This is a genomic window from Burkholderia seminalis (genome assembly GCF_001718535.1).
GTDB classification, from domain to species: Bacteria; Pseudomonadota; Gammaproteobacteria; order Burkholderiales; family Burkholderiaceae; genus Burkholderia; species Burkholderia seminalis.
Map to the genome: position 1 here is coordinate 1,764,141 of NZ_CP013398.1, position 23,523 is coordinate 1,787,663.

The following is a 23,523-nucleotide window of genomic DNA, read 5'->3' on the forward strand; positions in this document are numbered from 1 at the left end:
ATCGCGCGTTTCGCGCCCGTCATACGACATGCTCGGGTTGGCTCCCAAATATCTGTCCTGGCTCTGGCAGGGCTTCCTGCTGACGCTCGGCCTCGCGGCCGCGTCGGCCGTTGCGGCGACCGTCGGCGGGCTGCTGCTCGCCGTCATGCGTCATGCACGCGGCGCGGCACCGCGCGCGGCCGCCGCCGCGTACGTCGTCGCATTTCGCAACACGCCGCTGCTCGTGCAGTTGCTGTTCTGGTATTTCGGCGTCGCGTCGTTGCTGCCCGACACGTGGATCGCATGGCTGAATGCGCGCCATGCGGTGAGCGCCGGTCCGTTCACGCTCGCGTGGCCGTCGTTCGAATTCGTCGCGGGCTGGGTCGGGTTGAGCGCCTACACGGCCGCGTTCGTCGCCGAGGAGTGCGAAGCCGGCCTGCGCGGCGTGCGGCGCGCGCAGCATGACGCGGCCGCCGCGCTCGGCCTCACGCCGATGCAGTCGCTGCGCTACGTGGTGCTGCCGCAGGCCGTGCGGATCGCGTTGCCGCCGTTGTTCGGCCAGTACATGAATCTCGTGAAGAACTCGTCGCTCGCGATGGCGATCGGCGTGGCCGAGCTGTCGTATGCGTCCAGGCAGGTCGAGACCGAGACGTTCAAGACCTTCGCCGCGTTCGGCGTCGCGACGCTGCTGTACGTCGCGGCGGTGGCCGCGATCGAGGCCGGTGCGTACGCGGCCACGCAATGGCGTGACCGGCTCGGCGCGGGGCGGTGACGATGGACCTTTCGCTGCTCCTCTCCAACCTGCCGTACCTGCTCGTCGGCGCATATCCCGACGGCCCGCTGGGCGGTGCCGCGCTGTCGCTGGTGCTGGCGATCGCGTCCGCCATCGCGTCGGCGGTGCTCGGTGTCGCGCTCGGCGTCGCGATGGCACTCGCACGCGGCCCGGCACGCGTGCTGTTGCTCGCGTTCATCGGCTTTTTCCGCGCGATTCCGGTGCTGATGCTGATCTTCTGGACGTATTTCCTGATGCCCGTGCTGCTGCACATGGACGTGCCGGGGCTCGCGACGGTCGTGTGCGCGCTTGCCCTGATCGGCGGCGCGTATCTCGCGCATGCGGTGCATGCGGGCATCGTCGCGGCGGGTGACGGGCAATGGCAGGCCGGGCTGTCGCTCGGGCTCACGCGCTGGCAGACGGTGCGCTACGTGCTGCTGCCGCAGGCGATCCGGATCATGACGCCGTCGTTCGTCAACCAGTGGGTCGCGCTCGTGAAGGACACGTCGCTCGCGTATATCGTCGGCGTGCCGGAGCTGTCGTTCGTCGCGACGCAGGTGAACAACCGGCTGATGGTGTATCCGGCACCGATCTTCCTGTTCGTCGCGGTGATCTATCTGGTGCTGTGCACGTCGCTCGACGGCGCGGCACGCTGGCTGCTGTCGCGCCGCCCGCGCGCGCAACGCGCCGTGCAGGCGGCGGAGTGCACGGAACCCGCGCAGTAACGGCGCGCCGCACGCCGCGGCACGCGCGTTACGACGCCGAGTAGTGCGTATTGAAGACCGCGCGCAGCGTCGATTTGTCGGTCGCGAAATCGCCCCACAGCGGCCCGTCGTTCTGCGCGAACGCGAACGGCGCCGTATTGATCGACGCGAGGCGGAAGCGCCATTGCGCGGCTTCCTGGCGGAACGCGGTGAGCTGCATGTCGGACAGCGCCGTCTGCGCGCTGGCGAGCGTGACGAGCGGGTCGACCGGATCGTTCGCGACACGCACCTCGAAATGCAGGTGCGGGCCCGTGGCGGCGCCCGTCATCCCGACCGAGCCGATGCGCTGGCCCTGCTTGACGGTTTCGCCGACCTTGAGCCCGCGCGCGAACGCGGACAGGTGCGCGTAGTAGGTCGAGTAGCCGTCCGCATGATCGACGATCACGTAGCGGCCGTAGCCGCCCGGATCGAACCCGGCGAACGATACGACGCCGTCGGCCGCCGCATCGACGGGCGTGCCGCTCGGCGCGGCGAGATCGACACCCGTATGGAACGCCATCGCCTGCGACAACGGATGGATGCGCTCGCCGAAGAACGAGCTGATGCGCGTCCACTTGACCGGCATCGTGAACGCGGCCGCTTCGAGCGGCGCGCCGTCGAGCGTGTAGTACGCGCCGTGCTGGGCGCCCGGCGCACGGAACCAGATCGCGCCGAACGTGCGGCCGGCGACGCGCAGCTCGAGCGCGGTGAGGCGCGGCGTGCCGTCGTTCGTGTCGAACGCGACGCGGTAGTAGTCGCCGCGCTGCGCGCTTGCGCGCATCGCGACCTTGCCGGTGACGAGATCGCCGAGCTGGATGCGCACTTCGGGCGGTACGTCGAGGCGGTTCAGCGTGTCGGACAGCGTGAGTTCGATGTCGCCCGCGCGCATTCCGTTCTGGTTCTCGGGCGCCGCGAACTGGAACAGGCTCGCATAGCCGAGCATGTCGTTGCGGTGCGCGCTGAGCGGGGCGAACAGGCCCGGCTGCTGGCTGCGGTCGTTGAGATCGACATGCTCGTTGCGTTCGCCGATCGTGCGGGCGAGTTCGCTCGTCACGAAATGCTGCGCGGTGGGAAACGGCGTGTCGGACAGTACGCGCTGCGGCAGCGCGGCCGTGCCGGAATCGACGGCGCCGGGCAGTTGCGATACGGCCGGCAGCGCGGCGGCGAGACCGAATGCGGCGAGGGCGCCGAGCACGGCGGCCGGCACGAGCGCGCGCGCGATGCGCTGCGCGCGGCCGGGCGCGAAAGCATCAGGAGTAGCGGCAGACTTGACCAAGGTGTCCACATCCAGGAAAGCGGTTCAAAGGGGTGTGGGCAGGGGCCGCCGGCGGCTCATCCGTCGAACGGCGACGGGGCGGGCGGCGGGCGTGCAACAAAACAGGCCCCGCCAGGGGCCTGTGTCGTTTCCGTTCGACCCAACACACGGGGCGAGCCCGCTTCGAACGGCGGCGTGCATACCGGGTCGAACCCGGTTATCACGAAGACGCTAAAGAAAGATGACAGCGTCAGTCTACCGATGTTCCGGGAAACGTTAAAAATTTTAAAGAGGGTCAGCTCATTCGTTTCGCAGTGCGGTAAATCGGGCTAAATCAGCATTTGTTACGACGTTTTTCACTGGCCTGGCAATTTTTGCGCGCGAACGCGCAACGCGGCCGATGTCCGGACGGTGTCGAAACCCGCGTCGAGCATCGCTTCGGCGTCGTTCCACAGATTGCCGCGCAGCCGGTTGGTCCAGATCATCGACGCGAACACGCCTTCGAGCAGCGACACGAGATAGACGGCGGCCAGGTGCACGTCGAGATCGGCGGCGATTTCGCCGGCCGCGATCGCGCGGCGCAGCAGCGCCTTCGTGATTCGCAGCATCTGCAGTTCGAGCAGCATGCGGCGCCGCTGCAGCGCGCCGTTTTCCTCGCTTTGCTCGCACTTCGTATAGAGGATCACCAGCACGCGCTGCATCGGGCCCGGTTCGCCGCATTCCTGCAGGTAGTGCGACGCCGCGCGCCGCAGCGTGGCGAGCGGCGGCAGGCCGTCGCCCGCGTCGAAGCCTTCCGACGTGCGCGCGAACGCGCGGTCGCACATCGCGAGACACACTTCCATCTTGTTGCGGTAATGGCCGTAGACGGCGCCCCGCGACATCCCGGCGGCCTCGGCGAGGTCCGCCATCGCGGTTTGCGCGACGCCTTTCTCGAGCAGCACGAGCTCGGCGGCGTCGAGGATCCGGTGCTTGATGGCGAGCGATTCTTCCCGGGTCTTGCGGGCCATGTCGTGAAGCTCCTTACAATTCGCTGTCGTTTTATTGAGACAGTGTGTCGGTCAGATTGAAACGGCAAGTATTTAATCAGTCGTGACTGATTATAATCGACCACCCTGAGCCGCCGCATTGTATCGGCGGCGAACGATCCGAGGTCACACATGAATAACAATCGCTCCCTGTCGCGCCACGGGCTGGCGCCGTTCGCGCTGGCGGCCGTGCTGGCCCTGGCCGGATGTGGAAAGGGCGACAAGGACGCCGTGCCGGAGACCGCGAAGCAGGCCACCGTCGTGACGGTACGTCCGACGGCCGTGCCGATGACCGTCGAACTGCCGGGCCGGCTCGACGCGTACCGGCAGGCGGAAGTGCGCGCGCGGGTCGCGGGCATCGTCACCGCGCGCACCTACGAGGAAGGTCAGGAAGTGAAGCAGGGCGCGGTGCTGTTCCGCATCGATCCCGCGCCGCTGAAGGCCGCCCGCGACGCCGCGCAGGGCGCGCTCGCGAAAGCGCAGGCCGCGGCGCTCGCGGCGAGCGACAAGCGCCGCCGCTACGACGATCTGGTGCGCGACCGCGCGGTGAGCGAGCGCGACCATACCGAAGCCGTTGCGGCCGATACGCAGGCGAAGGCCGAGGTCGCATCGGCGAAGGCCGAGCTCGCGCGTGCGCAACTGCAGCTCGACTATGCCACCGTCACCGCACCGATCGCGGGCCGCGCGCGACGCGCGCTCGTGACCGAAGGCGCGCTCGTCGGCCAGGACCAGGCGACGCCGCTCACGACCGTCGAGCAGCTCGATCCGATCTACGTGAACTTCTCGCAGCCGGCCGCCGATGTCGACGCGTTGCGCCGCGCGGTGAAGAGCGGGCGCGCGACGGGCATTGCGCAGCACGACGTCGCGGTGACGCTGCTGCGCGCCGACGGCACCGCGTATCCGTTGAAGGGCAAGCTGCTGTTCAGCGATCTCGCGGTCGATCCGACCACCGACACCGTCGCGATGCGCGCGCTGTTCCCGAATCCGGAGCGCGAACTGCTGCCGGGCGCGTACGTGCGGATCGCGCTCGACACGGCGGTCGACCAGCGCGCGATCCTCGTGCCGCGCGACGCGCTGCTGCGCACCGCCGACCGTACGTCGGTACGCGTGGTCGGCACGAACGGCAAGGTCAAGGACGTCGAGGTCACGGCCGACCAGATGAGCGGCCGTGACTGGCGCATCACGCGCGGCCTCGCGGGCGGCGAACGCGTGATCGTCGACGACGCGTCGCAGTTCGCGCCCGATACGGCCGTCAAGCCCGTCGAGAAGTCGCCGCCGTCGAAGGCGGCGCCGGCCGCGGCCGCTTCGCAGGCGGCCGCCCGTCAAACCTGACCGGTTCAAACCAACATGGCACGTTTCTTCATCGATCGCCCCGTCTTCGCGTGGGTGATCGCCATTTTCATCATGCTGGGCGGCATGTTCGCGATCCGCGCGCTGCCCGTTGCGCAGTACCCGGACATCGCACCGCCCGTCGTCAGTATCTATGCGACGTACCCGGGCGCGTCCGCGCAGGTCGTCGAGGAATCGGTGACCGCGCTGATCGAGCGCGAGATGAACGGCGCGCCGGGGCTGATGTATACGTCGGCCACCAGCAGCGTCGGGATGGCGTCGCTGTACCTGACGTTCAAGCAGGGCGTGAACGCCGATCTCGCGGCCGTCGAAGTGCAGAACCGGCTGAAGACGGTCGAGGCGCGCTTGCCCGAACCGGTGCGCCGCGACGGCATCCAGGTCGAGAAGGCCGCCGACAACATCCAGCTCGTCGTGTCGCTCACGTCCGACGACGGCCGGATGACCGACGTGCAGCTCGGCGAATATGCATCGGCGAACGTCGTGCAGGCGCTGCGTCGCGTCGAGGGTGTCGGCCGGGTGCAGTTCTGGGGCGCGGAGTACGCGATGCGGATCTGGCCCGACCCGGTGAAGATGGCCGGGCACGGCCTCACCGCGTCGGACATCGCGTCGGCCGTGCACGCGCACAACGCGCGCGTGACGATCGGCGACATCGGGCGCGGCGCGGTGCCGGCCAGCGCGCCGATCGCGGCGACCGTGTTCGCCGATGCGCCGCTGAAGACGCCGGCCGAATTCGGCGCGATCGCGCTGCGCACGCAGGCCGACGGCTCCGCGCTGTTCCTGCGCGACGTCGCGCGTGTCGAGTTCGGCGGCAACGACTACAACTACCCGTCGTACGTGAACGGCAAGGTCGCGACCGGGATGGGCATCAAGCTCGCGCCGGGCTCGAACGCGGTATCGACCGAGAAACGCGTGCGCGCGACGATGGACGAGCTGTCCCGGTTCTTCCCGCCGGGCGTGAAGTACCAGATCCCGTACGAGACCTCGTCGTTCGTGCGCGTGTCGATGAACAAGGTCGTCACGACGCTGATCGAGGCTGGCGTGCTGGTGTTCCTCGTGATGTTCCTGTTCATGCAGAACCTGCGCGCGACGCTGATCCCGACGCTCGTCGTGCCGGTCGCGCTCGCGGGCACGTTCGGCGTGATGTATGCGGCCGGCTTCTCGATCAACGTGCTGACGATGTTCGGGATGGTGCTCGCGATCGGCATCCTCGTCGACGACGCGATCGTCGTCGTCGAGAACGTCGAGCGGCTGATGGTCGAGGAGGGGCTCGGGCCGTACGACGCGACCGTCAAGGCGATGAAGCAGATCAGCGGCGCGATCGTCGGGATCACCGTCGTGCTGACGTCGGTGTTCGTGCCGATGGCGTTCTTCGGCGGCGCGGTGGGCAACATCTACCGGCAGTTCGCGCTGTCGCTCGCGGTGTCGATCGGCTTCTCCGCGTTCCTCGCGCTGTCGCTGACGCCCGCGCTGTGCGCGACGCTGCTCAAGCCCGTGTCCGGCGACCATCACGAGAAGCGCGGCTTCTTCGGCTGGTTCAACCGTTTCGTCGCGCGTGCGACGCAGCGCTACGCGACGCGGGTCGGCACGATGCTGAAGAAGCCCGTGCGCTGGCTCGTGGTGTACGGCGCGCTGATCGCGGCCGCGGTGCTGATGCTCGCGCAGCTGCCGACCGCGTTCCTGCCGGACGAGGACCAGGGCAACTTCATGGTGATGGTGATCCGCCCGCAAGGCACGCCGCTCGCGGAAACGATGCAGAGCGTGCGCGAGGTCGAGTCGTATATCCGCAAGGACGAGCCGGCCGCGTATACGTTCGCGCTCGGCGGCTTCAACCTGTACGGCGAAGGGCCGAACGGCGGGATGATCTTCGTCACGCTGAAGAACTGGAAGATGCGCCAGGCGGAACGCGATCACGTGCAGTCGATCGTCGCGCGCATCAACGCGCGATTCGCGGGCACGCCGAACACCACGGTGTTCGCGATGAACGCGCCGGCGCTGCCCGATCTCGGCTCGTCGAGCGGCTTCGACTTCCGGCTGCAGAACCGCGGCGGGCTCGATTACGCGACGTTCAGCGCCGCGCGCGAACAGCTGCTCGCCGCGGGCGGCAAGGACCGTGCGCTGACCGACCTGATGTTCGCGGGCACGCAGGATGCGCCGCAACTGAAGCTCGACATCGATCGCGCGAAGGCGTCCGCGCTCGGCGTGTCGATGGACGAGATCAATACGACGCTCGCGGTGATGTTCGGTTCGGACTATATCGGCGACTTCATGCACGGCACGCAGGTGCGGCGCGTGATGGTGCAGGCCGACGGGCTGCACCGGCTCGATCCGGACGACGTGAAGAAGCTGCGCGTGCGCAACGCGCGCGGCGAGATGGTGCCGCTCGCGGCGTTCACGACGCTGCACTGGACGCTCGGGCCGCCGCAGCTCACGCGCTACAACGGCTATCCGTCGTTCACGATCAACGGTTCGGCCGCGGCCGGCCACAGCAGCGGCGAGGCGATGACCGCGATCGAGCGGATCGCCGCGCAGCTGCCGGCCGGCATCGGTTATTCGTGGTCGGGGCAATCGTTCGAGGAGCGGCTGTCGGGCGCGCAGGCGCCGATGCTGTTCGCGCTGTCGGTGCTCGTCGTGTTCCTGGCGCTCGCGGCACTCTACGAGAGCTGGTCGATCCCGTTCGCGGTGATGCTGGTCGTCCCGCTCGGCGTGATCGGCGCGGTGCTCGGCGTCACGCTGCGGGCGATGCCGAACGACATCTATTTCAAGGTGGGGCTGATCGCGACGATCGGGCTGTCCGCGAAGAACGCGATCCTGATCGTCGAAGTCGCGAAGGATCTGGTCGCGCAGCGCATGTCGCTCGTCGACGCCGCGCTCGAGGCCGCACGCCTGCGGCTGCGGCCGATCGTGATGACGTCGCTCGCGTTCGGCGTCGGCGTGCTGCCGCTCGCGTTCGCGTCGGGTGCCGCGTCCGGCGCGCAGATGGCGATCGGCACCGGCGTGCTCGGCGGCGTGATCACGGCGACCGTGCTCGCGGTGTTCCTCGTCCCGCTGTTTTTCGTGATCGTCGGCCGCCTGTTCGACGTCGGCCCGCGCCGGCGCGGCGGGGCGCGGCCGGCGGCGATGGAGGGTTCGCAATGATGGTTGCGCTGAATGCACGCGCGGCGCTGCGGGTTCGGCTCGCGCTGGTCGCCGCGCTCGCGCTCGCCGGGTGCTCGCTCGCCCCGCGTTACGAGCGGCCCGCTGCACCGGTGCCGTCGAGCTATGCGCCGGTCGACGGCGGCGCGGCGCCGGCCGCCGAACCGGTTGCGGCGCGGGATGCCGCGCTGCTCGACGACTGGCACGCGTATTTCACCGATCCGGCGCTGCAGGCGTGGATCGACGCCGCGCTCGCCAACAACCGCGACCTGCGGATCGCGGCCGGCCGGCTCGACGAAGCGCGCGCGCTGTACGGCGTGCAGCGCGCGGACCTGATGCCGTCGGTCGATGCGAATCTCGGCTACGAGCGCGCCCGCCAGTACGACCCGGTCGTGCGCGAAAGCGCGATCAGCGGGCTGTACCGCGCGGGCGTCGGCGTCAGCGCGTACGAGCTCGACCTGTTCGGGCGCGTGCGCAACCTGTCCGATGCGGCGCTTGCCGAGTATTTCGCGACGGCCGACGCGCAGCGCACGGTTCGCATCGGCGTGATCGCCGAAGTGGCGGGCGCGTACGTGTCGGAACGCTCGCTGCACGAACAGCTTGCGCTCGCGCAGCGCACGCTCGATGCGCGCGAACGCACGGCCGCGCTCACGCAGCGTCGTTATGCGGCCGGCACGAGCGACGCGATCGAGCTGCGCTCGGCCGAGATGCTGGTGGCCTCCGCGCGTGCCTCGCAGGCCGCGCTGCAGCGCGAGCATGCGCAGGCCGTGCGGGCGCTGCAGCTGCTGGCGGGTGACTTCGCACGCAACGGGCCCGACGACGCGAGCGCGCTCGACACGCTGTCGATCGCACCGGTGGCGCCGGGCGCGCCGAGCGCGCTGCTCGAACGGCGGCCGGACATCCGGCAGGCCGAGGCGCGGCTCAAGGCCGCCAACGCGCAGATCGGCGCCGCGCGCGCGGCGTTCTTTCCGCGCATCGCGTTGACCACCGACTACGGCTCGGTCAGCGACGCGTTTTCGAGCCTGTTCTCCGCCGGCACGAGCGTATGGACGTTCGCGCCGCGCATCACGCTGCCGATCTTCGCGGGCGGCCGCAATCGCGCGAATCTCGACGTCGCGAACGCACGCAAGCACATCGCGGTCGCCGAATACGAGAAGACGGTGCAGACCGCGTTCCGTGAAGTGGCCGACGCGTTCGCCGCGCGCGACTGGATCGATCGCCAGCTTGCCGCGCAACAGGCGGTGTATGCGGCCGACGGCGCGCGGCTGAAGCTCGCCGAGCGTCGTTATGCGGGCGGTGTCGCGACGTATCTCGAACTGCTCGACGCGCAGCGCAGCACGTACGAGTCGGGGCAGGAGCTGATCCGGCTCAAGCAGCTCAGGCTCGCGAATGCGATCGCGCTGTACCGCGCGCTCGGTGGCGGCTGGACGCCGGCCTCGGCCGAGGCGGCGATTTCCGCGTGACATGCGTGTCGTCGCCCGGTGCCGCGGCGCGCCGCATGACATGACGGCGGCCGTACGATCCGGCGTGCGGCCGCCGCCGCGACAGTCGTGCTGCCGGCCGTATCGCCGGTCGCTGTCGGCACTTCCTTTCGCTGTCCGGCGAATCCTCCAGGTGTGATTCATTTCGCGGCGGGGCGCACGCGCGCCTTCCGCGGCAACCCGCATCCGGCGACCGTTCGTGTCGCCTGCCGGCGCAAACGTATGCGCTGCATTCTCGTCTCTTCGTCTCGTTCCTCCGGGCCGGCCAATCGCGTTCCGATGACCGCGCAAGCGTGCGATTTCAAATGGGCAATTGACGAATGGATTAATCAATGAATTGGAATTAATCATGGCGGCAAAGTGTCGCAGTAAAACGTTTGTATCTTTTCGCAATCGTTTGCGCGGCGATTTCGTATTGGTTAAATGCCTCGGTTAATTTCCTGTCAGTTGAAAATGATTTGAGATTGCCGTTGTCTCCGGACAACGATGGCGGCATCGGACAATATTTTGTCTTTTGATTGGCGGTGATTGCCGGGGTCAATACAGGCGGGGCGATGCGGGGTGTATGCGGTTATCGGAAAGAATTTCCCTTAATCTTCAATCGGTTCCGTGAAATAAAAAAGGACTGCGGATGGAAAATACGGGATTGGAAATCGAGCGGAAGGAATGTGGTTCAAGAGGGGTAAATCGGAGATTGTCATAAGCATTTGACAATGATTTACAGAAAACTTTCACGATTATCTCGATAATGCCGCCTCGTGTCGGACGGGAGCCGCCATGCGCTGCCGTTTGTGTCCGATACGTCGTCCATTCCATTTGCACTCCTTACGGGAAACGTCATGAAAAAATCCATCCTGACCGCTGTCGCACTCGCGGCCCTGTCCACCTCGGCCTTCGCAGCGGGCACCGGCACGATCAACTTCACGGGCGAGATCGTCGCGGGCGCATGCGGCATCGACTCGGGCTCGGTCAACCAGACCGTGAACCTCGGCAAGGTGCCGACCAACGTGTTCAAGCAAGCCGGTGACAAGTCCACGCCGACCAACTTCGACATCAAGCTGACCGACTGCGACACGAGCATCGCGCAGAACGCTTACTTCACGTTCACGGGCACGTCGAGCGCGGGCCAGCCGAAGCTGCTCGCCACGATCGGTTCGGCGACCAACGTCGGCATCCGCCTGCAGGCGGCGTCGGGCGAATACCTCGACAACGGCGCCGAGCAAAAGGCACCGACCGTGCTGCAGAACGGCACGAACATCGCTCGCTTCGCAGCGATGTACGAAGCGACGGCAGCCGGCGTGACGCCGGGTACCGCCGACGGCGTCGCCAACTTCACGGTCCGCTACCAGTAAGCGGGCGTACCGGAGGAGGGATGCGCGCATCCCTTCCTCCTTCTTCCTTTCTCCCGTTTTCTTCTTGGACTTCCGGTAGCGCCGCGTGCGAATCAGACATTCCTTCCTTTGCGTCTCCGTGCTGGTCGTCGGCAGCCAGAGCCATGCGACGGAATTCAATTCGTCGTTCCTGAACATCGACGGCACGAACAATGTCGATCTGTCGCAGTTCTCGCAGGCGGACTTCACGTTACCGGGCGAGTACATGCTCGACGTGCAGGTCAACGACCTGTTCTACGGGCTGCAGGCGATCCAGTTCATCGCGCTCGACTCATCCGGCGCGGGCAAGCCGTGCCTGCCCCCGGAACTCGTCGCGCAGTTCGGGCTGAAACCGTCGCTCGCGAAGGACCTGCCGCGCTTCCAGGGCGGACGTTGCGTCGACCTCGGCGCGATCGAGGGCGCGACCGTGCGTTACCTGAAGAGCGACGGGCGGCTCAAGATCACGATTCCGCAGGCCGCGCTCGAATTCACCGATTCGACCTATCTGCCGCCGGAGCGCTGGTCCGAAGGGATTCCGGGCGCGATGCTCGACTATCGCGTGATCGCCAACACGAACCGCAACTTCGGTGCGGGCGGCGGGCAGACGAATTCGGTCCAGGCCTACGGGACGGTTGGCGCGAACTGGGATGCATGGCGCTTTCGCGGCGACTACCAGGCGCAATCGAACGTGGGCAACACGGCGTACGCGGACCGCACGTTCCGCTTCAGCCGGCTGTATGCATTCCGCGCGCTGCCGTCGATCCAGTCGACGGTGACGTTCGGCGACGACTACCTGACCTCCGACATCTTCGACACGTTCGCGCTGACCGGCGCGTCGATCCGCAGCGACGACCGCATGCTGCCGCCTTCGCTGCGCGGCTATGCGCCGCTGATCTCGGGCGTCGCGCGCACCAACGCGACCGTGACGGTGTCGCAGGCGGGCCGCGTGCTGTACGTGACGCGCGTGTCGCCCGGCGCATTCGCGCTGCAGAACATCAACACGAGCGTGCAGGGCACGCTCGACGTCGCGGTCGAGGAGGAGGACGGCAGCGTCCAGCGCTTCCAGGTGACGACGGCCGCCGTGCCGTTTCTCGCGCGCACCGGGCAGCTGCGCTACAAGGCCGCGGTCGGCAAGCCGCGCCTGTTCGGCGGCGCCGGCATCACGCCGTTCTTCGGCTTCGGCGAAATCGCGTACGGCTTGCCGTTCGACATCACCGCCTACGGCGGCTTCATCGCGGCATCGGGCTATACGTCGGTCGCGCTCGGCGTCGGCCGCGATTTCGGCGCGTTCGGCGCGGTGTCGGCCGACGTCACGCATGCGCGTGCACGGCTGTGGTGGAGCGGCGCGACGCGCAACGGCAACTCGTATCGCATCAACTACTCGAAGCACTTCGACGGGCTCGATGCCGACGTGCGCTTCTTCGGCTATCGCTTTTCCGAGCGCGAGTACACGAACTTCGCGCAATTCTCGGGCGACCCGACCGCGTACGGTCTTGCCAACAGCAAGCAGCGCTATTCGGCGACGATGTCGAAGCGTTTCGGCGACACCTCGACCTATTTTTCATACGACCAGACGACCTACTGGGCGCGTTCGTCCGAGCAGCGTGTCGGCCTCACGCTGACGCGTGCGTTCTCGATCGGCACGCTGCGCAACCTGAACGTCAGCGTGTCGGCGTTTCGCACGCAGAGCGCGGGCGCGAGCGGCAACCAGTTCTCGGTGACCGCGACGCTGCCGATCGGCGGTCGCCACACGGTCACGTCGAACCTGACGACCGGCAGCGGCAGCACGAGCGTGAACGCCGGCTACATCTACGACGATCCGGCCGGCCGCACCTATCAGGTCAATGCGGGTGAAACCGACGGCCGCGCGTCGGCGAACGCGAGCTTCCGCCAGCGCACGTCGGCGTACCAGCTCACCGCGCAGGCGTCGACGCTCGCGAATGCCTACGCGGCCGCGTCGCTCGAAGTCGACGGCTCGTTCGTCGCGACGCAGTACGGCGTGTCCGCGCACGCGAACGGCAATGCGGGCGATACGCGCCTGCTGGTGTCGACCGACGGCGTGCCCGACGTGCCGCTGTCCGGCACGCTCGCGCGTACGGATTCGCGCGGCTACGCGGTGCTCGACGGCATCTCGCCGTACAACGTGTACGACGCGACGGTCAACGTCGAGAAGCTGCCGCTCGAAGTGCAGGTGACGAACCCGATCCAGCGCATGGTGCTGACCGATGGTGCGATCGGCTTCGTGAAGTTCTCCGCCGCGCGCGGCAGCAACCTGTACCTGACGCTGACGGATGCAGCCGGCAAGCCGTTGCCGTTCGGGGCGTCGGTGCAGGACGCGGCGAACGGCAAGGAGCTCGGCATCGTCGGCGAGGGCGGTGCGGCGTTCCTGACCCAGGTTCAGCCGAAGTCGACGCTGGCGGTGCGCGCGGGCGAACGCACGCTCTGCACGGTCGATGCACTGCCGAACCAGCTTCAACTCGAAGGCACGCCGATCCCGGTGACGTGCCAGACGTCCGGCGAGTCGCATGCAGCGGCCGCGCGGGTCGAACGATGATTTCATGGATCCAGCGATGAAGAACGCTTTCTCCCTTTCCTTTTCGCGGCGCGCGTGGTGCGTGCTCGCGACCGCCGGTACGTTGCTCGCGGGCGCCGCGCAGGCGGCGATCGTGCCCGACCGCACGCGCGTGATCTTCAACGAAGGCGAACAGGCGGCGATCGTCACGATCACCAACAAGAGCACGACGTATCCGTATCTCGTGCAGTCCTGGCTCGAGGACACGAAGGGCAACAAGATCGCGACGCCGCTGATGGTCGTGCCGCCGCTGCAGCGCGTCGAGGCGAACGAGCGCAACGTGCTGCGGATCGCGAAGCTGCCGGGCACCGAGCTGCCGGCCGACCGGGAATCGGTGTTCTACCTGAACATCCGCGAAGTGCCGCCGAAGACCGACACGCCGAACACGCTGCAGATCGCACTGCATACGCAGATGAAGCTGTTTTACCGGCCGAAGGCCGTGCAGCCCGCGCGCGACGAGGACTGGACGCTGCCGATGACGCTGCGCGTCGACGCGGCCGCGCACAAGCTGGTGTTCGACAACCCGACGCCGTATCACGTGACGGTGGTCGACGTGAGCGCGGGCGCGCAGAAGACGCCGGTGCCGATCGAGCCGGTGATGGTGAGCCCGATGAGCACGGCCGACGTGCCGTTCAAGGCCGCGACGCCGTCGACGCTGTTCGTCACGCATATCGACGATTACGGCGGCCAGGTGGCGGTCGAGTATGCGTGCGACGCCGGTGCCTGCAGGAGCGTGAAGAAATGAGCGGGCGAATGCATCTTCGGGCATCCTCCGCGGCCTGGTTACGCTGGATCGTGCTCCTGCTGCTGGTCGCGGCCGTGCAGCCCGCCTGGGCGCTGCGCTGCCTGACCAACAGCGGCGCAACTTCGTTGACGGAGCCAATCGGCGGCGTGGCGTCGTATCCGACCGATGCGCCGGACGGCTATGTGATCTGGGTGTCGCCCGTGCGCACAACCTCGGGTTATTGCTACAAGGACCTGGGTGACGACAGCAGCCTGAAAGTGGTCGACAACATCTATTTCTACGCGAATCCGAACCGCACGAATCCTGCCGCATGGGGGCTCGAGATCGGTATCCGCTACCAGGGGGTCGATTACTTCGACAAGACCAGCAACCGCGGGGGTGGGGTGTTCACCGGCTATTCGGTGCCGCCGTGCAGCAGGTACGACTTCGACCGTAAGCGTTGCCAGCAGACGCGAATCAGCATCGACTATCAGGTTGTCGTACGCAAGAAGGGCAACTGGGTTCAACCGCCGAGCGACATCTATACGGTGTTCCAGTTCGACGGCGAGTTCGGGCTGAATGCTTACAACCCGAGCTTCCAGTACCGCCTGAGCGGGCTACGCAATCTCAAGCCGACACCGTGCTTCGTCGACGTGCTCGTGACTCCCGAGCCGGGCATCGTCAATTTCGGGCAGGTGCAGGCGGTGGGCAACGGCTTCCTGCCGGCGGTGCCGCGCAAGCGGTTTTCGCTGTCGTTGACGAAGAAATGCAACGTTGCGGTACGCGTCGACGGGTACTTCGAAACGAGCTATCCGGTGCAGAACGGCTTGCTGGTGCCCGCGAAGGACAGTAATTTCGGGATCGGCATCGAGGACAGTCAGGGCAAGGCGATTCCGTTCAACGAACAGTTCAACCTGGCTCAATTCCCGTCCAACGTCATGAACCAGAGCGTATTGATGGACGCGGTGCTGAAGTCGTTCGGGCCGCCGAAGATTGGTCGGTTCGACGCGACGGCGACGATCCGGCTGTTCATCTACTGACGCGGGCGAATGCGAGGGGCGACAGCCGGGCGTTTTGTCCCGGAGGAGACGGGATACGCTTGAAGGGCACCACGATGGCCGTCCTGTTCGTTGTCTCGACGATGGGCGCGGCGCATGCGCAGACGATGTCGGTCGGCGGGTATGCGTTGACGGTACTCGACGACCTCGGCGGGCCGCGCGGCGGTCACGACTATGGTGCGACGGTCAGTGCGGCCGGGAAGACGATCGCTGGCTTTTACCAGCGCGACGCGTCGCCCTCCCATGTCGAATCGCGCAGTCTCGCGAAGGGGCGGTCGAGTTGGCGGACGGTATCAACGGCGCCGGGCTCGCGGTGATCCTGTCGTTTCAGGCAGGGCTGGCGCCGGAGCACTGGAAGCGCTAGCGCCCGGCCATCCGGTCCGTTCCTGTCGCGACGATAAAAAAGCGCCGGCTTGCCGGCGCTTTTCCGCATCTGCCGCACGGCGCTCAACGCACCCAGCGGCACACCTTGTGGTGGTGATGCTCGAAGTGGCATACGCGGTGCGGATGCGCTTCGGCCATGGCCGGTACGAGCACGGCGGCGGCGACGGCCGCGGCGGTCAGGGTTTTCAGTAGCGTTTTCATGTCGAGTTCCTGTCGTTGAATGGCGGATCAGGGGAGCGGCCTTTCTTTACCACTGCGGCCGCTGATCGTCGCGACGGTCGTCGCGGCGGTCGTCACGCGGGCCGGGGTGCCGGGCTTCCCAGTCGCGGCGCTCCCAATAGCGATTGCCGTCCCAGTACCGATCGCCATGCCAGCCGATCGTGACTTCGGCAGGGCCGGGGTAGGCAACGCATCCGGTCAGCATCACGCTCGACAACGCGCCAGCCATGACAGCGGACAACACGATCGATTTCATGGTTTTCTCCCTTGGAAACGGCAAGTCGATCGTACGAGCCCCCAAAATTTCACGTAGTAAGAAGTTGCTACCGCCCATGACACGTGAAGGCGTTTCGTCAGGCGCGTGAAAGATCGCGTCGGCCGCCCGCAAGCCGGGTACGCCGGACGAACGCACGCTCCCTCCGCCCGCACAACGATTCCGTCGATTGTTCAGACAAATCCTGACAACTGAAAGGGTCATCCTGTAATCGGATTGAGAATGATTTGCGTTTACGTTAAATTGCGCTATCTCGGAATTAGACGGAGCAGATCGATGGCCATGGCGGAAGTGCTCGACCGACCGGCGGCGGCAGCGGCGAACCCGTTCCTCGGCAGTTGTCCGGACCTGCCGCCGCGCGCCGCGCCGCGTATGCGCCGTGCGTCGGAGCCCCGCGCGCAGGGCGCGCTGCTCGATGTGCTGATCTCGCATCGCGCGATGCTCGTCAATGTCGCGCGCGGCTTCGTCGGGTGCGCGAGCCGCGCCGAGGACGTCGTGCACGACGTGTTCGTGAAGCTCGTCGAATTCCCGAACCAGGACGCGGTGCGCCAGCCGGTCGCGTACGTGACGCGGATGGTGCGCAATGCGTCGATCGACGCGTGCCGCCGGCAAAGCCTCGAAAACGTCTATCACACGGAAGAGGACGACGGCTTCGACGTGCCGTCGCCCGAGCCGACACCGGAAGCCGCGCTGATGACGCGCGACACGCTACGGCGCGTGTGGGCCGCGCTCGACGACCTGCCGGCGCGCAGCCGCGCGGCCTTCGAGATGGTGCGGCTGCGCGAGGAAACGCTGCAGACCGCGGCGCGCGCGCTGAACGTATCGCAGACGCTCGTGCATTTCATGGTGCGCGACGCGGAGCGCCACTGCGCGGAATGCCTCGACGCGTGCCATCGCGGCGTCGCATGCCCGGTGTTCCTGGGCGGCCGCGCGCGGCGGCGGTAAAAAAACGCGCCGGCCAATCGTCTATCAGACAGGAGCGGCCGAAACCGCCGCTTCGCCTCCTTCAACCGCCTCAGCGATTTCCGATCATGACGCAAGCCCCGACGCCTACCGCCGACACCGACGATCTCGTCTACACGGTCGTCATCAACGACGAAGAACAGTATTCGATCTGGCCGACGTTCCGGCCCGTGCCGGCCGGCTGGCGCGAAGTCGGCGTGAGCGGCCCGAAGGCGGACTGTCTCGCGCACATCGAGACCGTCTGGACCGACATGCGCCCGGCGAGCCTGCGCCGCGCGATGGACGGCGAGCGCGCGACGCGCGCATCGTGACCTGCTGCGCCGTGATCCGGCGCGCCACCTGAAGAGGACGTTGCATGACCCTGCTTTCGTTGCCGACGCTCGACGACCTGCGTATCGAGCCGGGGCTGCCCACCGTCGTGTCGCCGCGCGGCGGCGACGGGATGTCGATCGACGATGTCGCGCCGCTCGCGCGCGAGATCGCGGCCGACACGCTCGAACGGGCGGGCGGTGTGCTGTTCACGGGTTTTCACGTGCCGTCGATCGACGCGTTCCAGCAGTTCGCGGCATCGTTTGGCGATCCGCTGATCGGCTATGAATACGCGTCGACGCCGCGCAGCCAGGTCGAGGGCGCGGTCTACACGTCGACCGAATATCCGCCGCACCGCGCGATTCCGCTGCACAACGAGCAGTCGTACACGCGCGAATGGCCGCTGCGGATCTGGTTCCACTGCGCGCTCGCCGCGCCGAAGGGCGGCGCCACGCCGATCGCGGACAGCCGCGCGGTGTATCGCGCGCTCGATCCGGCGCTGGTCGCGCGTTTCAAGAAGCGCGAGCTGCTGTACGTGCGCAATTTCGGCCAGGGGCTCGACCTGCCGTGGCAGCAGTCGTTCGGCACCGACGAGCCGGCCGAGGTCGAGCGGATGTGCGCGGCGCGCGGCATCGAATGCGCGTGGCGCACCGACGACGACGGCGAGCTGCTGCTGCGCACGCGCGAACGCTGCCAGGCCGTCGCGCGCCATCCGCGCACCGGCGACCGCGTGTGGTTCAACCAGGCGAACCTGTTCCACCTGTCGGCGCTCGACGACGACATGCAGGAAGCGCTCGTCGATGCGGTCGGGCTCGAGAACGTGCCGCGCAACGTGTACTACGGCGACGGCGAACCGCTCGAGGCCGACGCGCTCGCGGAGATTCGCGGCGTGCTCGACCAGCAGCGCATCGTGTTCCCGTGGCGCACCGGCGACGTGCTGATGCTCGACAACATGCTGACCGCGCACGCGCGCGACCCGTTCGAGGGGCCGCGCAAGGTCGTCGTCGCGATGGCGCAGAGCTATACGGTCCCGCGCGACCGAACGGAGGATTGATGACGCGTAGTACCGCCGCGCTTGCCGCGCGCGGGCTGTCGGTAGGGTATCGCGACCATGTCGTGATCGACGGGCTGGACCTGTCGATCGCGGCCGGCCGCGTCACCGCGCTGTGCGGACCGAACGGCTGCGGCAAGAGCACGCTGCTGCGCACGCTCGCGGGCCTGCAGCCCGCGCGTGCCGGCCATGTCGAGGTGAACGGCCGGCCGCTCTCATCGTTTCGCCGTCGCGCGCTCGCGCGCGAGCTGACGATGCTCGCGCAGTTCAACCAGATTCCGTCGGGCCTCACGGTGCGCGAACTCGTCGCCTACGGGCGCTATGCGTACGGCGGCTTCCTGCGCGGCCTGTCGCGGGCCGACCATGCGGCGATCGACGAGGCGCTCGACACGAGCGGCCTCGCCGACGACGCGGAGCGCGACGTCGGCGCGCTGTCGGGCGGGGAACGCCAGCGCGCGTGGATCGCGATGGCGCTCGCGCAGCAGGCGCCGATCGTGCTGCTCGACGAACCGACGACCTATCTCGACATCCATCACCAGCTCGACATCCTCGACGCACTGCGCACGCTGAACCGCACGCGCGGGCTGACGATCGTATGGGTGCTGCACGACCTGAACCAGGCGGCCGCGTACAGCGACGAGATCGTGCTGATGCGCGCGGGCCGTCTCGTCGCGCAGGGCACGCCCGACGCGATGCTCGATCCGGCGCGGCTGCGCGCGGCGTTCGGCGTCGACATGCTGAAGCTCGCGCATCCGCAGACGGGCGCGCCGATGTGCGTACCGGCCTACGGTCCGACCACCGACGGCGCGCCGCGGGCGGCCGGCGTCTTCGACCGGGATCTCGCCGTATGACGACGTTCGCGATGCGCAAGCGCCTCGCGGCGGCGGGCAAGGGCGCGGCTACCGGGCGGGCCGGCGCGATCGCGTTCGGCCTTGTCGCGCTGATCGCCGTACTCGCGGCGCTGCGTGTCGCGCCCGACCTGCGCGTGTGGTGGGACGCGGCGCCCGGCAGCGATGCCGCGGCGCTCGCGCACGTGTTCCTGTTCGACCTCAACCTGCCGCGCGTCGCGGCCGCGCTCGTCGCGGGCGGTTGCCTCGGGATCGCCGGCGCGTTGTTCCAGTCGCTCACGCGCAATCCGCTCGCGTCGCCCGACCTGCTCGGCGTCACGGGCGGCGCCCAGCTCGGCCTGCTCGCGGCGATGCTCGTGCCGGCGCTGGCGGGCGTCGCGTCGGTGCCGCTGCTGTTCGTCTGCGGGCTGGCCGCCGCCGCGTGCGCGATCGCCGCGGCCGGCGGCTGGCGCGCGACGCCGCTGCGGCTCGTGCTCGCGGGCAGCGTGTGCATGCTGCTGTTCGCCGCGCTGTCGACGCTCGTGCTCGCGTTTTTCGAGCAGAACATCGCGGGCGCCGCGCTGTGGACCAACGGCAGCCTTTACCAGCCGGGCGCGACGGGCCTCGCGCTCGCCGCGCGCTGGCTCGTCGTGCCGCTGGTCGCGCTGCCGTTCGTGATCCGGCCGCTGAATCCGCTCACGCTCGGCGACGACGCGGCGGCCGCGGCCGGCGTGCGTGTCGATGCGACACGGCTCGCCGCGACGATCGTCGCGGTCGCGTTCACGAGCGTGGCCGTCAGTATCGCGGGCCCGCTGTCGTATGTCGGCCTCGTCGCGCCGAACCTGCTGCGCCAGGTGCGCGGCGCGCGCGCCGCGCGGCTCGGCGTGCTGGTGCCGCTGTCGGCGCTCGCCGGCGGCGCGCTCGTGCTCGTCACCGACAGCGCGGTACTCGCGTCGGGCCTCGACGCGACGCTGTCGACCGGCGTCGCGATCGCGCTGGTCGGCACGCCGTTGATGCTCGCGATGATCCGGCGCGGCGCCGCCTGGTCGGGCGTGCTCCATGCCGCGGCGGAACCGGCGGCGGGCGGCGGCTCGGCGCGGCTCGTCGGCTGGCTCGAACGGCTCGGCTGGCCGCTGCGCACGGCGCTGTTCGTCGTGGCCGGCGCACTCGCGGTGTGGGTCGGCGTGTCGGCCGGCCCCGAATGGCTGTCGCCCGCGCGCTGGTCGGCCGCGCTGTCGGGGCAGGATGGGCTCGCGCGGATGCTGATCGACCTGCGCATGCCGCGCCTGCTGTGCGCGCTGCTCGCGGGTGCGCTGCTCGCCGTCAGCGGCGTCGCGATGCAGAGCGTCGTGCGCAATCCGCTCGCGGGCCCCGAAGTGCTCGGCGTCACGCAGGGCGCGGGGCTCGTCACGTTGTTCGCGTTGTCGACGTGGCCGCTGATGGGCCACGTGACGCTCGCGGCCGCCGCGCTGATCGGCGGCGGCCTGTCGCTCGCGATCACGCTCGCGCTGAATCACCGGCATCGCTACGCGCCGCTCGCGGTCGCGCTGACCGGGATCGTCATCGGCGCGTTGTGGACCACGCTCGCGCAATGGCTGATCACGCAGGAAAGCGTGCAGCCCGCGCGCTTCGTCGTGTGGCTCGTCGGCGGCACCTATGGCCGCAGCTGGGGCGAGGTGTCGATGCTGCTGCCGTGGTGCGTGTTCGCGGTGCCCGTGTTCGCATGGCTCGCGAAACCGCTCGACATGCTCGCGCTCGGCGACGACCAGGCCGCCGCGCTCGGCTTGCCGGTGGCCGTGCTGCGGCCGCTCGCACTGACGATCGCGACGCTCGCCGCGTGTGCGGCCGTCGCGGCGGTCGGGCCGGTCGGCTTCATCGGACTGATGGCGCCGCACGTCGCGACGATGCTCGGCGCGCGCCGGCATCGCACGCGGCTGTGGCTCGCGGCCGCGTGCGGCGCGCTGATCCTCGGTGTCGCGGATCTGGCCGCGCGCACGGTCGTCGCGCCGCGCGAAGTGCCGGCAGGCGTGCTGACCGCGCTGATCGGCGCACCGTATCTGCTCGGGCTGCTGATCCTCGAGGGGCGCCGCGCCCGGCGCGCGGGGCGATGACGCCGGTGCTCGACGAGACGCGCGCCACGCGCTTTTCGGCGTTCGCGCCGCAACCGTTCGCCGAACCTCTCGATGTCGTCTGGCTCGGCATGCCCGACGACGCGCACGCGCCGGATCGCATCGTCGTGCCCGTCACCGAATTGCCCGCGCATCGCGACATCGTGCTCGACGCGATGGTCGGCCACTACGGCGGCGATCCCGCGCGGCACGCGCGCGCGCTGATGTCGCAATGGAGCAAATACTATTTCGGCCGCGCGGCGCCGGCCGGTGTCGTCGCCGCGTTGACGCTCGGCCGGCCGCTCGACATGAACCCGGCGCGCACGTTCGTCGCGCTCGACGACGGGATGCCGGCCGCGCTGTATTTCGCGCCGGACGCGCTCGGCGCGCCGTGCGACGATCCCGCGCCGCGCTATGCGGGGCTCCTCGCGCATCTCGGCGCGGTGATCGACCTGCTCGCGGCGATGGGCCGCGTCACGCCGCGCGTGCTGTGGAGCAACGCGGGCAACCTGCTCGACTATCTGCTCGATACGTATCGTTCGCTGCCGTGCGCGGCCGACCCCGTCCGCGATGCGGACTGGCTGTTCGGCTCGACCTGCGTGCGCGGCGAACCGAATCCGCTGCGGATGCCCGTGCGCGACGCCGTGCCGCGCTCGGCACTGCTGCCGACGCCGTTTCGCGCGCGCCGCGTGTGCTGCCTGCGCTACGAAATTCCTGGAGAAACGCAACTGTGTGGAAGCTGCCCCCTGCTACTGACGATGGACGACGCGGCGCTGGCCGAGCAGGACGCGATCCGGTGACGCGCGCCGGCCGCCGGCATGCGCTCGGCGCACTCGCGGCGGCACTCGGCGCCGCGTGTTGCGGCGCGTTTCCCGCCTCGGCTGCCGCGGCTTCCGTTGCCGACGGCGCGCGCGGCACGCAGGGCACCGCGTCGCTCGCCGGCAACCCCGTCGTGTCGCAGGCGAGCGCGAAGATGCCGGTGCGGCCGCAGCGCGTGGTCGCACTCGACTTCATGTTCGCGGAAAGCGTGATCGCGCTCGACCTCGTGCCGGTCGGGATGGCCGATACCGCGTTCTACCCGGGCTGGCTCGGCTACCGGAGCGAGCGGCTCGCGCACGTGACCGACATCGGCTCGCGGCAGGAGCCGGGGCTCGAGGCGATCGCGGCGGTCAAGCCCGACCTGATCATCGGCGTCGGCTTCCGCCACGCGCCGATCTTCGACGCGCTCGACCGGATCGCGCCGACGATCCTGTTCCAGTTCAGCCCGAACGTATCCGACGGCGGCGTACCGGTCACGCAGCTCGACTGGATGCGGCAGATCTTCCGGACGATCGGCGCGGTGACGGGGCGCGACGCGCGTGCGCAGGCGGTCGATGCGCAGCTCGACGCCGGCATCGCGCGCAATGCGGCGCGGCTCGCGGCCGCGGGCCGCACGGGCGAGCGCGTCGCGCTGCTGCAGGATCTCGGCTTGCCCGATCGTTACTGGGCCTACACGGGCAACAGCACGTCGGCGGGCCTCGCGCGTGCGCTCGGGCTCGATCCGTGGCCGCGCAAGCCGACGCGGGAAGGCACGCTGTACGTGACGTCGGCCGATCTGCTTCGTCAGCGCGACTTGGCCGTGATGTTCGTCACCGCATCGGGGATGGACGTGCCGCTGTCCGCGAAACTCGATTCGCCGGTGTGGCGCTTCGTGCCCGCGATGAAGGCGCGCCGGATCGCGCTGATCGAACGCAACATCTGGGGGTTCGGCGGACCGATGTCGGCGCTGAAGCTGGCCGACGTGATGACCGATACGATGCTGACGCTGCCGGCCGTGCGCAAGAGCTGACGGGCAGGGTGTCGCGATCGGCGCGATCAGTGCATTGCGCCCGCCGGCACGATTCGCTTTCGAAATGCGAATCGCCGACGCACTGCCATGGCAGCGCGT

Annotated in this window: 21 protein-coding genes; 17 read left to right on the forward strand and 4 right to left on the reverse strand. The window is 68.5% G+C overall.

Features of this window, described 5'->3' with window-relative positions; genetic code table 11:
- Positions 1–28 precede the first annotated feature (28 nt).
- Together WJ12_RS08035 and WJ12_RS08040 are read left to right on the forward strand one after the other, a co-directional pair.
- Positions 29–751, forward strand: coding sequence for an amino acid ABC transporter permease (locus tag WJ12_RS08035; RefSeq protein WP_049031072.1), 723 nt, complete (start codon positions 29–31; stop codon positions 749–751).
- A gap of 2 nt (positions 752–753) precedes the next feature.
- Positions 754–1,476, forward strand: coding sequence for an amino acid ABC transporter permease (locus tag WJ12_RS08040; RefSeq protein ID WP_034186937.1), 723 nt, complete (start codon positions 754–756; stop codon positions 1,474–1,476).
- Between the two features lie 28 nt (positions 1,477–1,504).
- Here WJ12_RS08040 and WJ12_RS08045 read toward each other — a convergent pair whose 3' ends face one another.
- Positions 1,505–2,770, reverse strand: a complete 1,266-nt coding sequence (locus WJ12_RS08045; RefSeq protein WP_059557754.1) for a M23 family metallopeptidase — start codon at positions 2,768–2,770, stop codon at positions 1,505–1,507.
- A 335-nt stretch (positions 2,771–3,105) separates the two neighbouring features.
- Positions 3,106–3,756, reverse strand: coding sequence for a TetR family transcriptional regulator (locus WJ12_RS08050; protein WP_034186935.1), 651 nt, complete (start codon positions 3,754–3,756; stop codon positions 3,106–3,108).
- A gap of 150 nt (positions 3,757–3,906) precedes the next feature.
- Here WJ12_RS08050 and WJ12_RS08055 point away from each other — a divergent pair, with 150 nt between their 5' ends.
- The 8 genes from WJ12_RS08055 to WJ12_RS08090 all read left to right on the forward strand — a co-directional run bounded on the left by WJ12_RS08055 (position 3,907) and on the right by WJ12_RS08090 (position 15,778).
- A complete protein-coding gene (locus WJ12_RS08055) occupies positions 3,907–5,106 on the forward strand; it encodes a MexX/AxyX family multidrug efflux RND transporter periplasmic adaptor subunit (protein WP_059557753.1) in 1,200 nt (399 codons plus the stop codon).
- Between the two features lie 15 nt (positions 5,107–5,121).
- Positions 5,122–8,259: a multidrug efflux RND transporter permease subunit gene (locus tag WJ12_RS08060; RefSeq protein ID WP_059557751.1), complete on the forward strand. Its 3,138-nt coding sequence runs from the start codon at positions 5,122–5,124 to the stop codon at positions 8,257–8,259.
- The gene (locus WJ12_RS08065; RefSeq protein ID WP_059557748.1) at positions 8,259–9,719 is read left to right on the forward strand and encodes an efflux transporter outer membrane subunit; all 1,461 of its coding nucleotides are present in this window, start codon (positions 8,259–8,261) and stop codon (positions 9,717–9,719) included. The genes WJ12_RS08060 and WJ12_RS08065 overlap by 1 nt, the downstream gene beginning before the upstream one ends.
- An 857-nt stretch (positions 9,720–10,576) precedes the next feature.
- The gene (locus tag WJ12_RS08070; RefSeq protein WP_034186931.1) at positions 10,577–11,089 is read left to right on the forward strand and encodes a fimbrial protein; all 513 of its coding nucleotides are present in this window, start codon (positions 10,577–10,579) and stop codon (positions 11,087–11,089) included.
- An 85-nt stretch (positions 11,090–11,174) separates the two neighbouring features.
- Positions 11,175–13,661 (forward strand): fimbria/pilus outer membrane usher protein, encoded by a 2,487-nt coding sequence (locus WJ12_RS08075; protein WP_455578894.1) that lies wholly within the window; start codon positions 11,175–11,177, stop codon positions 13,659–13,661.
- A gap of 16 nt (positions 13,662–13,677) precedes the next feature.
- Positions 13,678–14,424 carry a fimbrial biogenesis chaperone gene (locus WJ12_RS08080; RefSeq protein ID WP_059557861.1) on the forward strand — a complete coding sequence of 249 codons (747 nt, stop codon included), beginning with the start codon at positions 13,678–13,680 and terminating at the stop codon, positions 14,422–14,424.
- An 8-nt stretch (positions 14,425–14,432) separates the two neighbouring features.
- The gene (locus tag WJ12_RS08085; RefSeq protein WP_167361867.1) at positions 14,433–15,443 is read left to right on the forward strand and encodes a fimbrial protein; all 1,011 of its coding nucleotides are present in this window, start codon (positions 14,433–14,435) and stop codon (positions 15,441–15,443) included.
- A 59-nt stretch (positions 15,444–15,502) separates the two neighbouring features.
- Positions 15,503–15,778 (forward strand): hypothetical protein, encoded by a 276-nt coding sequence (locus WJ12_RS08090; RefSeq protein ID WP_059557746.1) that lies wholly within the window; start codon positions 15,503–15,505, stop codon positions 15,776–15,778.
- A 130-nt stretch (positions 15,779–15,908) separates the two neighbouring features.
- Here the strand turns inward: WJ12_RS08090 and WJ12_RS36350 are convergent, their stop codons facing one another.
- Both WJ12_RS36350 and WJ12_RS08095 read right to left on the reverse strand, forming a co-directional pair.
- Complete coding sequence (locus tag WJ12_RS36350; RefSeq protein WP_167361868.1) at positions 15,909–16,046, reverse strand: HHHH-motif protein; 138 nt, start codon at positions 16,044–16,046, stop codon at positions 15,909–15,911.
- 46 nt (positions 16,047–16,092) lie between these two features.
- Positions 16,093–16,320: a hypothetical protein gene (locus WJ12_RS08095; RefSeq protein ID WP_034187028.1), complete on the reverse strand. Its 228-nt coding sequence runs from the start codon at positions 16,318–16,320 to the stop codon at positions 16,093–16,095.
- Positions 16,321–16,614: 294 nt separating this feature from the next.
- Between WJ12_RS08095 and WJ12_RS08100 the strand changes: the two genes are divergently transcribed.
- From WJ12_RS08100 to WJ12_RS08130, 7 genes are all read left to right on the forward strand, one after another.
- Positions 16,615–17,283, forward strand: coding sequence for an RNA polymerase factor sigma-70 (locus WJ12_RS08100; RefSeq protein WP_059557744.1), 669 nt, complete (start codon positions 16,615–16,617; stop codon positions 17,281–17,283).
- A gap of 86 nt (positions 17,284–17,369) precedes the next feature.
- On the forward strand, positions 17,370–17,612 hold the full coding sequence (locus WJ12_RS08105; RefSeq protein WP_034186926.1) for an MbtH family protein: 243 nt from the start codon (positions 17,370–17,372) through the stop codon (positions 17,610–17,612).
- A 44-nt stretch (positions 17,613–17,656) separates the two neighbouring features.
- The gene (locus WJ12_RS08110) at positions 17,657–18,664 is read left to right on the forward strand and encodes a TauD/TfdA family dioxygenase (protein WP_034186925.1); all 1,008 of its coding nucleotides are present in this window, start codon (positions 17,657–17,659) and stop codon (positions 18,662–18,664) included.
- Positions 18,664–19,512 (forward strand): ABC transporter ATP-binding protein, encoded by an 849-nt coding sequence (locus tag WJ12_RS08115; protein WP_059557742.1) that lies wholly within the window; start codon positions 18,664–18,666, stop codon positions 19,510–19,512. The genes WJ12_RS08110 and WJ12_RS08115 overlap by 1 nt, the downstream gene beginning before the upstream one ends.
- Entirely contained in the window at positions 19,509–21,599 is a 2,091-nt protein-coding gene (fhuB, locus tag WJ12_RS08120) for a Fe(3+)-hydroxamate ABC transporter permease FhuB (protein ID WP_059557740.1), read from the forward strand. The genes WJ12_RS08115 and fhuB overlap by 4 nt, the downstream gene beginning before the upstream one ends.
- Positions 21,596–22,396: a siderophore-iron reductase FhuF gene (fhuF, locus tag WJ12_RS08125; RefSeq protein ID WP_059557739.1), complete on the forward strand. Its 801-nt coding sequence runs from the start codon at positions 21,596–21,598 to the stop codon at positions 22,394–22,396. The genes fhuB and fhuF overlap by 4 nt, the downstream gene beginning before the upstream one ends.
- Positions 22,393–23,424, forward strand: a complete 1,032-nt coding sequence (locus WJ12_RS08130) for an ABC transporter substrate-binding protein (protein ID WP_059557737.1) — start codon at positions 22,393–22,395, stop codon at positions 23,422–23,424. The genes fhuF and WJ12_RS08130 overlap by 4 nt, the downstream gene beginning before the upstream one ends.
- Positions 23,425–23,523: the final 99 nt, after the last annotated feature.